11 protein-coding genes, 1 tRNA gene and 1 pseudogene are annotated in these 15,989 nt (G+C 57.2%); 6 read left to right on the top strand and 7 right to left on the bottom strand.

Going from position 1 to position 15,989, the window contains the following annotated elements; all coding sequences use genetic code 11:
* From ACEW8J_RS06575 to ACEW8J_RS06600, 6 genes and pseudogenes are all read right to left on the bottom strand, one after another.
* Positions 1 to 275 (bottom strand): annotated as a pseudogene (locus ACEW8J_RS06575) (type II secretion system protein GspE); the annotation flags it as partial.
* 182 nt (positions 276 to 457) lie between these two features.
* Positions 458 to 3,181, bottom strand: coding sequence for a TonB-dependent receptor domain-containing protein (locus ACEW8J_RS06580; protein WP_373490844.1), 2,724 nt, complete (start codon positions 3,179 to 3,181; stop codon positions 458 to 460).
* Positions 3,182 to 3,257: 76 nt separating this feature from the next.
* On the bottom strand, positions 3,258 to 4,793 hold the full coding sequence (locus ACEW8J_RS06585) for a hypothetical protein (RefSeq protein WP_373490845.1): 1,536 nt from the start codon (positions 4,791 to 4,793) through the stop codon (positions 3,258 to 3,260).
* Between the two features lie 314 nt (positions 4,794 to 5,107).
* On the bottom strand, positions 5,108 to 5,488 hold the full coding sequence (locus tag ACEW8J_RS06590; protein WP_373490846.1) for a hypothetical protein: 381 nt from the start codon (positions 5,486 to 5,488) through the stop codon (positions 5,108 to 5,110).
* Between the two features lie 471 nt (positions 5,489 to 5,959).
* Positions 5,960 to 6,175 (bottom strand): hypothetical protein, encoded by a 216-nt coding sequence (locus tag ACEW8J_RS06595; RefSeq protein WP_373490847.1) that lies wholly within the window; start codon positions 6,173 to 6,175, stop codon positions 5,960 to 5,962.
* Between the two features lie 469 nt (positions 6,176 to 6,644).
* A tRNA-Cys gene (locus ACEW8J_RS06600) sits at positions 6,645 to 6,718 on the bottom strand.
* 265 nt (positions 6,719 to 6,983) lie between these two features.
* Between ACEW8J_RS06600 and ACEW8J_RS06605 the strand changes: the two genes are divergently transcribed.
* The 6 genes from ACEW8J_RS06605 to ACEW8J_RS06630 all read left to right on the top strand — a co-directional run bounded on the left by ACEW8J_RS06605 (position 6,984) and on the right by ACEW8J_RS06630 (position 15,663).
* Positions 6,984 to 7,637 carry a protein-L-isoaspartate O-methyltransferase gene (locus ACEW8J_RS06605; RefSeq protein WP_373490848.1) on the top strand — a complete coding sequence of 218 codons (654 nt, stop codon included), beginning with the start codon at positions 6,984 to 6,986 and terminating at the stop codon, positions 7,635 to 7,637.
* 21 nt (positions 7,638 to 7,658) lie between these two features.
* Positions 7,659 to 9,158: a TolC family outer membrane protein gene (locus ACEW8J_RS06610; RefSeq protein ID WP_373490849.1), complete on the top strand. Its 1,500-nt coding sequence runs from the start codon at positions 7,659 to 7,661 to the stop codon at positions 9,156 to 9,158.
* Positions 9,159 to 9,178: 20 nt separating this feature from the next.
* Positions 9,179 to 9,664 carry a DUF2497 domain-containing protein gene (locus ACEW8J_RS06615; protein ID WP_373490850.1) on the top strand — a complete coding sequence of 162 codons (486 nt, stop codon included), beginning with the start codon at positions 9,179 to 9,181 and terminating at the stop codon, positions 9,662 to 9,664.
* 55 nt (positions 9,665 to 9,719) lie between these two features.
* Positions 9,720 to 11,816: a prolyl oligopeptidase family serine peptidase gene (locus ACEW8J_RS06620; RefSeq protein WP_373490851.1), complete on the top strand. Its 2,097-nt coding sequence runs from the start codon at positions 9,720 to 9,722 to the stop codon at positions 11,814 to 11,816.
* Positions 11,813 to 12,490, top strand: a complete 678-nt coding sequence (locus tag ACEW8J_RS06625) for an enoyl-CoA hydratase/isomerase family protein (protein WP_373490852.1) — start codon at positions 11,813 to 11,815, stop codon at positions 12,488 to 12,490. The genes ACEW8J_RS06620 and ACEW8J_RS06625 overlap by 4 nt, the downstream gene beginning before the upstream one ends.
* 122 nt (positions 12,491 to 12,612) lie before the next feature.
* On the top strand, positions 12,613 to 15,663 hold the full coding sequence (locus ACEW8J_RS06630) for a valine--tRNA ligase (protein WP_373490853.1): 3,051 nt from the start codon (positions 12,613 to 12,615) through the stop codon (positions 15,661 to 15,663).
* A gap of 109 nt (positions 15,664 to 15,772) precedes the next feature.
* Here the strand turns inward: ACEW8J_RS06630 and ACEW8J_RS06635 are convergent.
* Positions 15,773 to 15,989: hypothetical protein (locus ACEW8J_RS06635; protein WP_373490854.1), on the bottom strand; the 217-nt coding region annotated here is incomplete at its 5' end.

Genomic DNA, 15,989 nt, shown 5'->3' on the forward strand with positions numbered 1-15,989 from the left:
ATCGCATAATGGGCGCTGAGCAGCTTCTCGAACGCCGGGCCGTCCACCAGGTCCACATCAAAGGGCAAGGCCAGATAGCGACGAACCTCCAGCAGGGCCGAAGGGTCCGAGCCCGTGCGCATCGCGATCAAGGCGCGGTCGTCAGCCATCGAACAAAGCAACACCCCCTGATCGCGGGCATAGCTATAGGGGAGATCGAGTAGAGGCGGTGGGGCAGGCGTCGCGACCGAAATATCGGTCGTGCTGTGGTCCGCAGGGGAATTTTTGCCGTTCACCGGAATATATTCTGGCTCACGCCAACCCGTTGACTGTCTGAAACCGGTCGATACGAGACCAAAGTCTCGGGAAATCCGCCGTGCATCACGATTACCTTCCCGCTGCTATCCACATCTTGGATAGGAAAGTAATGTGACGCGACGGCGACTTCTATTTGACAGATAGGTTACAGCGTTGGACGTTAAAAGCGCAGTCCGATACTGGCGGCGAAGCGGGTGCCGACATCATAGGCATTGTTCAGGATCGTAGTGCTGTTCAGGACCTGGGATTCGCGATAATCTTCGCCCAGGATATTGCGGGCCTCAAGCTTGAACTCAAAGTCCTGGCCTGCGATGTTGATTGCTTCTCTGAGGACGACGTCGAGCTGCCAGCCATTGCGCTCGATCAAATCCGGTTGCTGCTGTGGACCGCGAGCGGTTACCCGGGGGCTGTTGTAAGACAGTAGAAGCGTCTGCTGCGATAGCCGCTCTTCCTTGTCGCGCTCAAATCCGATCTGGAGATTGGCAACATGGTCGGATTGTCCGGCAAGCGCATCACCGTCGTCGAAAAGATTGGAAGACGCTACCGGCGCCAGCGTTATCGGGTTGACCGATATATCATCGGGACCGACCTTGATATCGGATTGAGTGTAGGTGTAGTTCGCAGCAATCATCAGGCGCCGGTCCTGGAACAGACCGCCCAGATCATAGAGATCGAAATATTTCACCAGTTCGAGCTCGACACCGTAAAGCGTTGCCTCGGGAGCGTTTGAAAAGCCCTGGAAGAGGGTATCGCCTTGGAAGAAGGCCACAGTGTCGATGGGATTGTCGATCTTCTTGTAGAAGCCTGCAGCGGTTACCCGCTCCCCGCGCCCCATATAATATTCGAAGCGCCCTTCAAAGTTGATCAGCGTGCTATCGACCAGCAAGGGATTGCCGACAAAGGTACGATCGGTTTCGAGATCGAGGAATTGCTGCGGCGCGAGTTCGCGAAATTGCGGCCGAGCTATTGTTTTTGACGCAGCGATTCTAAATTGCATGTCGTCAGCAAAGTTCCAGGTCAGTGTACCAGCAGGGAGCCAATAATCGTTGGCAATATTGGTTGCTGCTGCTGCGGCACCCCCACCCAGGCCGGTCAAGAGGAGAGGCGTAACGGTCTGCACACCGTCTTCATAGCGCACACCGACATTCAGGCGCAGAGCGTCAGCCAGTTCGACTTCGATCTGACCGTAGCCGGCATGAACTTCCAGTTCGGCTTCGTAACGCGGCACGGAGTTGACCGCCGCAACCTCCCGCAATTGAATATCATAAGCGGCGATATTGAAATCCGAGAGCAGGAAATCGATGCGTTCCTGATCGATCGGATTGGGAATATTACCCGCAGGAACGAAGCGGAAATCGCGGCGCAGCGCGTCCCGTTCGTTCTTGTAATAATTATAGCCGAAGGTGAATTTTACTGGCCTGTCGGCGACAACAGTATTGTAACCCAAGTCCAATCCGCCGCCATAAACCACATCGTTCAGCTCGCTGAAACGAACGCGCGCAGACTGGCCAGGGGAAGTCAGGTTGTTGACAAAATCATTGGCAATCTGATTGTCAAAAGCATAGCTGTACGTCCGTTCATAGGGTGCATCGCGCTGTGATTTTGAATAGGCACCGCGAAAATCGACGGACCAATCGCCAAAACGCAATTCACCCACCAGCTGACTGGTAAAAAGCTGCCGTTCAAAAAAGCTGGTTCGACCCTGATTCAGCAATGTTTCCTCACCGACATTCAGCGCGTCGATACCCTGTGATATCTGTGCATCCTTGACCGTGTCGTGGATATAGAGATTGGTAAAGCGGATCTTGTTCTCACCAAATTCAGCGGAAAGCCCCAGTAATCCGTTCACGACCACACGGTTTTGGGTGGAAAGATATTGGAAATTTTGGTCCGCCAGCAACCCGTCTTCGCCATCGATATTCCTCACGCCGCGTGCTTTCTGTTGCACGCCTCCCCTTGTCCGCCAGCTGTTGTCGATCCCGGCGTTGGCGATAACACCGACCAGAACCTCTCCGACATCGAACGACGTTCCTCCGGTAATCCCGCCCGAGAAGTTCGCCGGAATATCATTATTGCGCTGAATCAGATTCGTTCTCGCATTGCTCAAGCTTGACGCAAAGCCTTTCAAATCTTCGCTGCTAAAATCCGTACCGACCGAAATCGGAATATTTTGCGCGATCGCGTTGGCCAGACCCTGCGGGATATCACGCTCGCCGCTGTCATAACCGAGAAAATCCGTGCTGGAACCGAAATAGGTATAACCGAGCTGCCCGGTGGTCTCGCTATCGCCGCTGACCCCGAAGTCAATTTCCAGGAAAGGTTCCGCTGGCGCGGTTTTGGTGGTCAGGTTGATCACACCGCCGCCAAATTCACCCGGATAATTGGCCGAGTAGCTTTTCTGAACGACGGTGGAGGCGATGACGCTGGTCGGAAAAAGGTCAAGTGGAACAACGCGGCGCAAAGGTTCTGGCGACGGCAACGGCAGACCATTGAGCAGAGCCAATGAATAGCGCTCACCCAGACCGCGCACGAAAACAAAACGGCCGCCCACCACACTGAGGCCCGTCACCCGTTGCAGGGATCCAGCGATATCGCCATCGGCAGTTCGTGCGATTTCTTCAGTCCCCAGAACCGATACCACTTCGGGAGTCGCACGGATGGGATTGGGGATATAGCGACCGCGAACAATGATTTCGCCCGTGAATTCACCGCCGGGAGCGGAAATATCGACATCCACCCCTTGATCGTCTTCGCTCGTATCAGGTTCGACCGCTTCTGGCTGTTCGACCGGTTCGTCCGCTGGCATTGTCTGCGCCAGAGCGGCAGGCGCCATGAGCGAGGAGGTGAGTAAGAGTGCTGAAATCAATTGTGTCCGCGTTTTCATCGGGATAGTTCCTCGTGAAATATATAAAAAGGGGGTGGCGGCAACGACTACCTCCACCCCATTGTCATTCTGGCAATCAGCCAATTACTGGGGCTGTGGCACAGTCATTGCCGTACAGGCTACAGGTCCAGCCCTGGAAGCGAGTGTCATTCGCATCCCGGACGGCACCGATGTAGTTCACATCTTCAAAGAAGCTGTTGATCGTGCTGACGGCAAATGGCGTGACGCCATTTTCATTTGCCCCGTTGATGAACGGGAATGCTGCAGACGCATTGGAGAGGGTCGATGTACCGTTAGCGGTATTGTTACTACCGGCATTGAAGATCGTCTGGATCTGGGCAACCGTAACATTACCGTCATCTACAAACGCTGTTGCACAGCTCATGAACACCGATTCAAACACGGGCGGGCCGTTTTCATCCTTTGCAGGGTCAGCAGCCTGAACGGTTGTTGCGCTGTCGATATCAATGCAGGCAGCCGGACTGGTAAGAACAGCATTATAGAATGCATAGTCGCCGCCGCCGCGCAACAGGATGTTATGGTTGCCGCCGCGCGAGACGAAGGTGATGTTGGCAAGCTTGTGATCCTGCCGCGGTTGGGCATCTTCGTCACCGTTGGAATCGGCTTCCATCACGTGGTCGCCGCCATTTGCACGCTGGACCGCAAGAACGAACTGATTGTGCCCCTTGTAGCCCGAGTCGGAGTCAACCGAGTCGTCGTCGGTGCCGGTCATAACAAGATTCTTGCCGTTCACCCGGCCACCAAACCATTCGACCGCATCATCAGAGCTGTTGTGCACCTGAATATTCTGGAAGAATGTTCCGCGACCAATACCGCCGAGGGTAATTCCATTGAGTTCATTGCCCGGAGAAACTTCGAAACCGGGGTAACGGACCTGCACGTAGGACAGACGACCACTGTTGTCATTTGGCAAAGTACCGCCATAGACCGCATTGGAAGGCCCTTCGATGATGGCCTCACAATCGGTACGGGTGCCGCCGGGATTGGACGGGCCGCCGGTAGCACAATCGGATGTTGGCGCCCGGCCAAGCATCACAAGTCCGCCCCATTGACCAATGCTGTCAACGCCCGTCGTTCCCAGTATATTCTGGCGCGAAGTGAAGATGATCGGGCTTGTGGCAGTGCCCTCGGCAAATAGCTGCGAACCCCGATTGACCAGCAGGAAGTCGCCGCCGGAAGATCCGAATATGACAACGCCAGGTTCGATGGTCAGAATACCTTGAGCGCCGCCATCAATACCAACTTCAACTGCGCCGGAAAGCGAGTAAACCGTATTGGCGGTATCGGGCCGTTTGGGCAGCAACAGGTTGCCCTGAATGACTCCCGAAAGCTGACAATTGCGCGCCTGTTCGCCATTGCCTGTCGTGATCGTGCCGACATTGGCTGTGCCGTTCGGGCAATCAGCCGCTGGCGTTCCCGGAGGAGTCGGCGTTGGACCCGGTGTCGGTGTTGGCGCAGGCGCTGGTCCCGGGGTTGGCAGGACAATGATATTGCCTTCACCCGGGGATGCGACATCATCGGCGCCACAAGCGGTCACTGCAAGGGCAGCGACGCCGGCAAACAGGACGGAACGGAATTGCTTATTCAACATGGGATTTGGTCTCCGCAAAAATATCTGGTTTGAAACACTCGAATCAAACGATGCGGAATCGAATCAAAAGCCCCCATCGCCCTCAGCGAAAGGCTCTAGGGACGGGAAGTGACCTTGCGATGCTGTTTGCATGACGCTTTGGCGACTCAATTATTACGGAAATTTTGCAATGCTCCTGTTTTTGGCGGACAGGCGGCTATTTCATCACGGCCATGCAACGGAAGGTCGCGACACAGAAAAAAAGCGGCCGAAAAAACGGCCGCCTTGTTCATTGCGGGACTGTCAGGAAGATTGTCCCTGAATGATGGGCCCGTTTACCGGCCGGCGAACCGACTGTTCAGATTCTGCAAGGCCTGATCCGCAGCATCCCGGCTGTTGACCACATCGCCATTGGCAAGGACCAAGTCGAAATTGCGGTCGCTTTGCATGGCCGTCATGAACATGCGGGCTGCATCACCGGTGCGGCCCATGCGGGCATAGACCTGACCCAGATTGATCAAACGGGCAGGATCATTGGCATCGACTTTCGCCGCGGCTTCCAATTGCTGTAGAGCGATCTCGTTTTCACCGGCCACCAGAGCATCATAGCCCAAGGCACCCTTGGCATAGCCGATTTCGCCTGAGTCCTGTGCGAGGGCTGGCGTGCCAAGCATCAACATTCCGGCTGCGATTCCGATAATTTTAGCGGTTTTCATAGCATCATCTCCTGATCCGATATCCAATTATTACACTTATGTGACAGAAAATGCAATATAACTGTAACAATAAAGTCAAATATCTGTCATTTAAGGGATATCAGTAATATTCTCAAGACGTTATGAGCAGTTCATATGTCCTGCACGATCCGCAGACGCGACGCCTGCTCTAGGCAAAGGCGCGCGACGCCTGATCGACTCAGCTTCATAAGATCGAGATTTTCTGAAGGTGCACGCAATCGAGGCGCCACTGATCGCTGCCGCGGAATTCCCGGTTGCGAGCGAGTGCGGTTCAAGGACGAAGCGACGGCCATGTTTGAAACTGCACCGTAGATCATCATTTCTTAAATTGCGTCAGGCGCGCCTGGCTAAGGCTTTACAAAGATCGGGCAATGATTGTAATCGTCTCCGCGGGGCAGCGCTCGGCTCTCAGCCCGCGGCGGTTCACAGTGCGGATGCGATGTATCCTGCTCAACGTACTTTCCTTGATCTTTCCAGTACCGGCCGCTGCCCTTCGGCATCGAAGTTGCCAGATGGCGGCTGATCCGGACGCTTGTCCGGCTGTATCCCTTCATCGGCATGATCGTCCGTGTGCGGATGATGGGGCGGCTCCTCGTTTGCCTGTTTTAGCGCCAACGCTTTAGCAGCTAGCTTTTCTTGATCGCTTGGTTTGTTATTTTCGCTCATAGCTTTCTCCTCAATTCACTTTTCATATTTCAGCGGGTTGGTGCCGGTCCAGTGATCGTTCCCTGCCACCTCTGATCATTATGGCAATCGCCAGCAAAAGCAGAACAAACGGCGCTCCTGGCAATTGGCATAAGCAACCACGCGTCGTCATGTAGACGTGCGCAAAGTCGGCCTAAAGCCAGAGCGACACGTCTGCGGGACTTGATCAGAATGAGACATCTCCCGGGTCAAGATGAAACGCCCCTTTCAATCAAAGGTTCCCGCTGAAGCGTGTTATCGGAAAAATAGCGCAGATCGATGTGCGTAACGTCGTACTGCGGCCGGCCGCATGCAATGGCCTAACCCTCGATCCCTATCGTTTCGATAGGTGGATCCATTTTTTCAAATGGCTGCACGTTCTGCCCAAGGGCGTGGAATGACGCACTAACTGCCTCCAGCTGAAATTACTGATATATTGGGACGAAATGTCTGGAGGCCCGACCCGGAATCGAACCGGGGTGCGCGGATTTGCAATCCGCTGCGTCACCACTCCGCCATCGGGCCGGAGAGAGGGCGCGAATTGCTTCGCTTTGCCGCGAAAGTCAACCCAAAGTTGTGCGCGCCGCATCTGACCGGATATATTGTCCATAATTGGTTGTTTGTCCTCGAAAAGACGCAGTCAGCAGAAAATCCCCGGAATCCATCTTGGCGCACGTGGCAAGGCAGGCTAGAAGCTACGGAATCTCCGCCATAGTGTATTGTATTCATAATACAGGCATGGCATGGGCGACAGAATATTCATTCCGCTATTCATCACGAGGATCGACACTTGGGTCACGAAAATTTCAAACAGATGCGCAAAGCCATGGTGGTCAGCCAGCTGCGCACCACCGAGGTCAGCGACCCGCGTGTTATCGCGGCAATGAGCCATGTCGCTCGCGAAGATTTTGTCCCAGCGGCCCAGCGGAATTTTGCTTATGCCGACCGCGGCGTGCAGATCGGTGAAGGCCGGGCGATGAATCCGCCGCTTACCACCGGCCGATTGCTGAATATGGCGCAGGTCAACAAGACGGACAATGTTCTGCTGATCGGCGCGGCGACCGGTTATACCGCCGCGGTGCTGGCGCAACTGGCCGGAACGGTCACGGCAATCGAACAAAATGCCAAGCTGGCCGCTTCGGCCACGGAAAATCTGGTGGATTTCGACAATGTGCGGGTCGAAGCAGGCAATCACGCCGATGGCTGGGCGGCATTGGCGCCTTATTCGCTGATCGTCATCGACGGACTGGCGGAGCAGATTCCGCAGGGCCTGACCGATCAACTGACACCGGACGGACGGATTGTGGCGGTGATGATGGATGATGGGGTGGCCCGCCTTGCCCTGGGCCGTACCGCAGGCGGCCATGTCGGCTATCAACATTTTGCCGATGGGGCGGGCTATCCTCTGCCCGGCTTTGAAAAAGCGAAAAACTTCAAATTTTAAGGCGTTCGGGAGATTGAAGAAATGACTAGACGCCGTCTTTTATTGGGAACAGCTATCGTCACCTTGCTGGCGGGTCCGGCGCAAGCCGACACGCTGCGCGAGGCGCTGGTGGCGGCCTATCAAACCAATCCGACCCTGTCCGGCGCGCGCGCCGCTCAGCGGGCGATCGACGAAAATGTTGCCATTGCCAAAGCCGATGGTCGCCCGAGCGCGACCGGTGATTTCGGCTTTCAGGAAAACTTCCTGCGCAGCGCCAATAGTTTCACCGCGCCGCTGCGCCAGTCGACCGCAGGGGGTTCGGTGGATGTACCGATATATTCCGGCGGTGCCGTCAAAAATGCGGTCCGCGCCGCCCGTACCCGAGTGGAAGCCGGCCAGTTCGACCTGCGCGCTACCGAGGCAAGCCTGTTCAGCAATGTTGTCGCGACCTATATGGATGTCATCCGCGATTCGGCGATCGTCCAATTGAACCGGGCCAATGTCGGCGTATTGTCGGTCAATCTGGACGCGACCAGCGACCGTTTCGAGATCGGCGATCTGACCCGCACCGACGTTGCCCAGTCCGAAGCCCGGCTGGAAATTTCCAAGAGTGACCTGGAAACGGCCCGTGCCAACCTGATCCGCAGCAAGGAAAATTACATTGCGCTGGTCGGTCACGAACCAGGCGATCTGGAGCCGCCTCCACCTCTACCCAATATGCCGGCAACGCCTGATGAGGCTGTTGATGTGGCGCTAACCTATAATCCGGATCTGCTCGCTGCCAAAGAACGCAGTGATGCGGCCGAATTTGATATCAAGACGGCGCGGGCCGGCAACATGCCCCGGGTTTCCACTTATGCCCAAGGACGATATCTGAATTTCCATGGCACGCTCGGCGGCAATGTTCCGGGCACGACATTCCTGCAGGAACAGTCTACCGCCGAAGTCGGCATCCGGGCGACCATGCCGCTCTATCAGGGTGGCCGGCCAGCCGCACAGATCCGTCAGGCGCAGGCGCGTTCCGGGCAGGCCTATGAGCAGCAGATTGCGATCGAACGCGATGTTATCTCGCAGACGCGCGCGGCCTATTCCAGCTGGCGCGCATCGGAACGGGTGATCCAGTCTTCGGAGCGCGCCACTGCCGCCGCCAGCCTATCGCTGGAAGGGGTGCGGGCAGAAAATTCCGTCGGCAACCGCACTATTCTGGACATATTGAATGCCGAGCAGGAGTTGCTGAACGCGCAGGTGCAGCTCGTAACAGCCAGGCGCAACAGCTATGTTGCCGGCTTTGCGCTGCTCGCCGCCATGGGCCGGGCCGAAGCGCGCGACCTGGGACTGGAAGGCGGTCCGCTCTATGATCCCGACGTCAATTACGACCGGGTGGACGACATGTTTTATGACTATCAGAGCGATCCCAATCCAGAGCCGCAGGCAACCAGAACCGTTGACACTCAGGCGCAAAAAGCGGACATAGAGGCATTGCCGGACCTACCTACGCGCCGATCAGGCAGTGGGTGTCGACACGCTCCGGCAATGGAGTAGCAGTTTTGGGGGTTTCGCGCATGGCAGAGCAAAACAGGGAATCATCGATGGAGGAAATCCTCTCGTCGATCAAACGCATCATCGCCGAGGACAAGGCGATTGATGAGGATCGCCCCTTGAGCCGGGGCAAAACCCAGTTGAAACCGTCGCTCCAGGCTGTGCCCGACCTGAAGCCAGCGGATCAGGATGACGAAATACTCGAACTGACCGATGAATTGCCGGCACAGCAAAGCCATTCCGCCCGGGGCGTTTTTGGCGATCGCCGCAAGGAAGAGCGACTGATCGACGACAGCAAGCTCGACAGTATGCGCCAGTCGCTCTCGGCCCTGGTCGAAAAGGAAGCGATCGAGCGCCGGGCACCCGCGCAGCCGTCCGGCGGCACTTCGCTGGAAGAACTGACCCGCGAAATCATGCGTCCGATGATCAAGCAATGGCTGGACGAAAATCTGCCGGACCTGGTCGAAGAACTGGTGGCGCGGGAAATCCAGCGGCTGAGTGACAAATAGGATTGCGGTTCTAATCCCGATTGCCTTGTCGGGCAGCCGTGCTAAACCGCTGGCCATGACAAAATTTTTCAAAACACTGACCGCCGCCCTGCTCGCCACAGGCGCAATCTGTTCCCCAATTGCAGTCGCAAAACCAATGACGGCCGAGGATCTCGCCACGCTCAAGCGGATGGGGTCGGTTGCGGTTTCTCCGGACGAGAAATGGGCGGCCTTCGACGTTACCGAAACCAAATCCGAAAGTTACGAACGGTCCAGTGCGCTCTATCTGCTCGCGCTGGACAAACCGGATGAAGCCCCCGTCCGCATTGCCGATCAACCGGAGAAAGGCGAACATAGCCCTGCCTTTGCCGCCGATGGCCGTCTCTATTATCTCAGCGACGCGAGCGGGTCTCAGCAGCTTTGGCAGACCGATATCTCGGCAACCGGCAAACGCGGCGAACCGGTGCAGGCGAGTGATCTGAAAGCCGATGTCGCAGGTTTCAAGCTATCGCCAACCGGAGGAAAAATTGCGCTGTGGGGCGATATTGCCCGGGACTGCCCGACCTTCGGTTGCGAGACGGACGGAAACCGCGCAGAACCCGGCCCCGGAACCGGCCGGGAATATGATGCGTTGTTCGTCCGTCACTGGTCGAGCTGGGAAACGCCGGGCAATTACAGCCGGATATTTGCCTTTGATCTGAAAAACCGAAAAATTGCCGGCGATGGCGCAGCGCTAGACGGCGACCTGGTTGGCGACAGCCCGTCAAAGCCCTTTGGCGGCGGCGAGGAAATTGCCTGGGTTCCGGGCGAGGAAGGTCTGTTCTTCACGTTGCGAAAGGCCGATCGCAATGAGCCCAGGTCGACCAATCTCGATCTGTACGGGGCCAAGGCCGATGGCACGGAAACCGTCAATTACACCGATAGCAACGAAGCAACGGATACGCTTCCTGCCTTTTCTTCGGATGGGGAATGGCTGGCCTGGGCGGCGATGGAGCGGCCCGGCTATGAATCTGATCGTCTGGTTGTGAAATTGCGGCAGAAAGGCAGCGACGAAGACGCAGCCATTGCACTGACCGAAGAGTGGGACCGCTCTGTTGGCTCCATCGTCTGGACACCCGACGACCAGAGCCTGATCGTGACGGCACAGGACGTGCTCGATCATCCGGCCTATGTCATCAACATTGCCACCGGCAAAATCACCCGGCTGACCGATAGCGGTAACGTGACCGCGACGATTCCGCTGCAGGACGGATCGCTCCTTTTCACGATGAACAGCCTGCAGGCACCAACCGATTTATACCGCCGGTCGCCGGATGGGACAATCACGCAGCTGACCAATATCAACGGCCGCGAACTGGCTGCGATCGACAAGGTGGATATCCAGCGGTTCGATTTTGCCGGGGCGGGCGGCGACACGGTCTGGGGCCAGATCATCAAACCCGCCGGCGCGACCGGCAAGCTGCCGATGGCATTTCTGGTCCATGGCGGTCCGCAAGGCAGTTTCGGCAACAGCTGGTCTACCCGCTGGAACCCGAAAGTGATGGCGGCGCAGGGCTATGCCGTGGTCACGGTCGATTTTCATGGCTCGACCGGCTACGGGCAGGAATTTACCGACAGCATCAACCAAGACTGGGGCGGCAAGCCGCTGGAAGATCTGAAGCTTGGCTATGAAGCCGCGCTGAAGGTCGATGGGCAAATCGACGGTGAGCGTTCCTGTGCACTGGGCGCCAGCTATGGCGGCTATATGATGAACTGGATCGCTGGCAACTGGCCAGACCGGTTCGATTGTATCATCAATCATGCCGGTGTGTTTGATCTGCGCGCGATGGCACTGAGCACCGAAGAACTCTGGTTTGACCAATGGGATCATGGCGGGCCCTGGTGGTCGCGTCCGAATGCGGAAAAATGGAATCCCGTCAACCATGTCACCAAATGGAAAACGCCAACGCTGTTCATTCATGGCGAGAAGGATTTCCGCATCCCTTACACCCAGAGCCTGATGCCGTTCACGGTGACGCAGGAAATGCAAATCCCGTCAAAGCTGCTGATCTTTCCCGATGAAAATCACTGGATATTGAAGGGCAAGAATAGCGTCCAGTGGCACCGCAATGTGTTTGACTGGATGACCAGATGGACAGCGGTTGATGAAGGGCAAGCGAACGAAGCCGAATGACCTGTTTCCCAACCGAAGAGCGCGATGGCACTCTTATCATCACGCTGACCAACGGTGAGCGCAACACGCTCAATCCCGATCTGCTGGAAGAAGGCGCAGCGGCGCTGCAACGGCTGGCACAGGATCCTCCGAAAGGGGGAATCGTACTGACCGGGGCTGGTGCACATTTTACCTGCGGGATGGATACAAAAGTGGCGGCGTCGCTGGACAAGGCGGGCCAGAAGCGGGCGGTTGCGGCGATCGACGAATTTGCTGCGGCGCTGCATCGCCTGCCCTGTGCGCTGGTCTGTGCGGTCAATGGCAATGCGATTGGCGCGGGCGGGATCATGATGCTGTGCGCCGACTGGATCTATGCCGCAAGCGGCGATTACAAGATCGGCTTGCCCGAAGCCAGGGCGGGCCTGCCCTTCCCCGCTGTGCCGCAGGCGATACTGGATCACTGGCTGGAGCCGGCCTGGCGCCGGCGGCTGGCCCTGTCCAGCATGTTGATCGGCCCCAAGGAAGCCATTGGCGCCGGACTGGTCGACGCCACGGCGATGCCGGATGATCTGATCGACAAGTCGGTGGCCAAGGCGCGGGAAATGAACGCGCAACCGGGGTTCCGGGCTTGCAAACGGCAGCTGCGGGCGAAGGCCAATGCCGAGATTGACGGGATATTATCCTCGTCATCCTGAACTCGTTTCAGGATCTACACCGGCAATTTCCAATCTCACGGGATCCTGAAACAAGTTCAGGATGACGGGCTATGCCTGATTAGACTGTTGTCTCGCACCAAAAGCAATGCCAAAGGCTGCGGATGACCTTAGACAAAAATTTCGACCCCGCCACCATCGAAGCCCGCTGGTACGAGCATTGGGAAAGCAAGGGCCTGTTCCGTCCCGAGCGCGATGATTGCGAACCCTTCACTATCGTCAACCCACCACCCAATGTCACCGGCAGCCTGCACATCGGCCATGCCCTGGACAATACGCTGCAGGACATCATCATCCGGCACGAACGGCTGAAGGGCAAGGACGCGCTCTGGGTCGTCGGCATGGATCATGCCGGTATCGCGACGCAGATGGTGGTCGAGCGGCAGATGAACGAGCGGCAGGAAAAGCGCACCGACTTCACCCGCGAGCAATTTGTCGAAAAGGTCTGGGCGTGGAAAGAGGAAAGCGGCGGCACGATTACAGGCCAGTTGCGCCGTCTCGGCTGTTCGATGAACTGGTCGAACGAGCGTTTCACCATGGACGACGGCATGAACGAGGCCGTGCTCAAGGTGTTTGTCGATCTGTATAATGACGGCCTGATTTATCGCGACAAACGACTGGTTAACTGGGACCCGGCTCTGAAAACCGCGATTTCCGATCTGGAGGTCGAGACGGTCGATGTGAAGGGTCATTTCTGGCATTTCAAATATCCGCTGGCCGCCGACGAAAATGGGAATCCCGTGACGCTGGACGACGGACGCGACTATATCGAGGTGGCAACGACGCGGCCGGAAACGATGCTGGCCGATATGGCGGTCGCCGTACATCCGAGCGACGAGCGCTACAAGAGCGTGGTTGGCAAGGAAGTTGTGCTGCCGATCACCGGACGGCGCGTGCTTATCGTGGCCGACGAACATGCTGATCCTGAGCTGGGCTCCGGCGCGGTCAAGATCACGCCTGGCCATGATTTCAACGATTTCGAGGTCGGCAAGCGCGCCGGTTTTGCCGCCGGTGAAATGCTCAATATGCTAGATGGTGAAGCCAATGTTTGCCAGACTGCCGACGGCCTGATCCCGGAAGAATATATCGGTCTGCACCGGTTCAAGAAAGATGGCGTCGATGGCGCCCGCGAACGGGTGGTGCAGCGGCTGAAGGAACAGGGCTTTCTGATTCCGCATGTCAGTAAAAACAAGGACGGCGAAGAAGTCGAGCATGATGCGGAACCGCGCACCATCGCAACGCCCTTTGGCGATCGCGGCGGGGTGGTGATCGAGCCGTGGCTGACCGATCAATGGTATGTCGATGCGGAAACCTTGGCGGAGCCTGCGATCGCGGCGGTGAAGTCGGGCGCGATCGAGATTGTCCCGAAAAGCTGGGAGAAGACTTACTTTAACTGGATGGAGAATATCCAGCCCTGGTGTGTGAGCCGCCAGCTTTGGTGGGGGCATCGGATACCGGCGTGGTATGGCACCAGCAAAGAACATATGCGTTTGGCAGAAAGCCGTGTTGGAACAATATCCGAAGTCGAAGATACCATCAAAGCCCAGCAAGCATTTGTCGCGATGACAGAAGAGGAAGCGATTTCTAAAGCTTGTAAATATTACGGCCCCGAATTTGATATCTTCGTTGGTGAAATACCTATTTCAAATATTGGTAGTGAACGCCAAGCCATTGCGCTTCAGAGAGACGAAGATGTCCTCGACACATGGTTCTCCTCCGCTCTCTGGCCCTTCGCGACGCTTGGTTGGCCACAGGATTTGGTGGAAGAAGCCGTTAGTGGTGAGCCTGTCGAACCACGCATCTCGGACGGGAAGCGCCCTTCGACAAGCTCAGGGCTAACGGCCAAACCACGGCCAGGCTCCGACCTCGCTCGCCATTATCCCAATGACCTTCTGATCTCGGGCTTTGACATCCTGTTCTTCTGGGATGCGCGGATGGCGATGCAGGGGATCCAGTTCATGAAGGAAGTGCCGTGGAAGCGGCTTTATCTACACGGGCTGGTGCGCGCCGAGGATGGCTCGAAAATGTCCAAGTCGAAGGGCAATGTCGTCGATCCGCTGGGTCTGATCGACCAATATGGCGCCGATGCGCTGCGCTTCTTCATGGCGGCGATGGAAAGCCAGGGCCGCGACATCAAGATGGATGACAAGCGGGTCGAGGGCTATCGCAATTTCGCCACCAAGCTTTGGAATGCCTCGCGCTTTTGCGAAGCGAACGGCATTGGCGCGAGCAAAACACTGGCTGCACCCGAAGCCACCCTGCCCGTCAATCGCTGGATCATTTCGGAAGTTGTGGAGACGCAGCAGGCGCTCGACAAGGCGCTGGCCGATCTGCGCTTCGATGCCGCGGCCAATATCATCTATCATTTCACCTGGGACCGGTTCTGCGACTGGTATCTGGAACTGATCAAGCCGGTGTTGAATCAAGGCAATGATAGCGAAAACACCTTTGGTGCTGAGCCTGTCGAAGCACGGCGCAAGGACGAGAGTGGTCCCTCGACAAGCTCAGGACAAACGGAATCCGAAGAGACCAAGTTGGTCGCTGGCTGGGTGCTCGACCAGATCATTGTCATGCTGCATCCGTTCATGCCGTTCATCACCGAAGAATTGTGGCATGCGATGGGAGAGCGAGATTATGATCTGATTGTCGCCAGATGGCCGGAGCCCGGCGCGGCAATCGACAAGACGGCGAAAGCCGAAGTGGACTGGCTGATCAAACTCATTTCCGAAGTGCGCTCGACCAAGGTCGAACTCAATATCGCACCCGGCACCAAGATGACCGCTCATGTGCGCGATGGCGATGATGCGTTGCAGGCCAAGATTGCTCGCCAGAATGCTGCCCTCGACCGGGTCGGGCGGCTGGAGGCGATCTCCTTTGATCCGGCTCCGGAAGGCGCTTCGGCACAGATTGTCGTCGATGGCGCGACCTATGTGCTGCCTCTGGCGGGCGCGATCGACATTGATGCGGAAAAAGCCAGGCTGAACAAGACGCTGGAAGCCGCGCAGAAAGAGGCCAGATCGCTTTCCGGCCGGCTGGGCAATCCAAATTTTGTCGAGAAAGCCAAGCCCGAAGCGGTGGAAAAGGCGCGCGCCGATCTGGCGGACAAGGAAGCGGAAGCCGAGCGGTTGCAGGCCGCTATCGATCGGCTGGGGTGACCTGGCCGCTGCGCGGATACCAGGTTGTCTCGGCTGACGCAGGGCGTGGAACAATCCGGAGCTGGGCGCCCGCCTGCGTTCTCGAGGGCACCGGCTTCCAATATGAATTTTAGCGCGCGTCTCCGCGCCGCATCTTTTCCGCGCTGGCGCGCATTTTCACGGCACCTTGGCGCATTTTTTCTGCGCCACGCCGCATTTTGGGGACGCTTTCCAGCAATTGCTGCGCGGTGACCTGCCTGTCGTTCCGCTCATTCTGCCGCGTAGCCTCGCGTTCCCGAAAATCCGCGTCTTGCTCGAGCCGGTCGGCATAGGTCTCCATCCTGTCG

Origin of the sequence: Parasphingorhabdus sp., from assembly GCF_041748495.1 — a bacterium.
GTDB lineage: Bacteria > Pseudomonadota > Alphaproteobacteria > Sphingomonadales > Sphingomonadaceae > Parasphingorhabdus.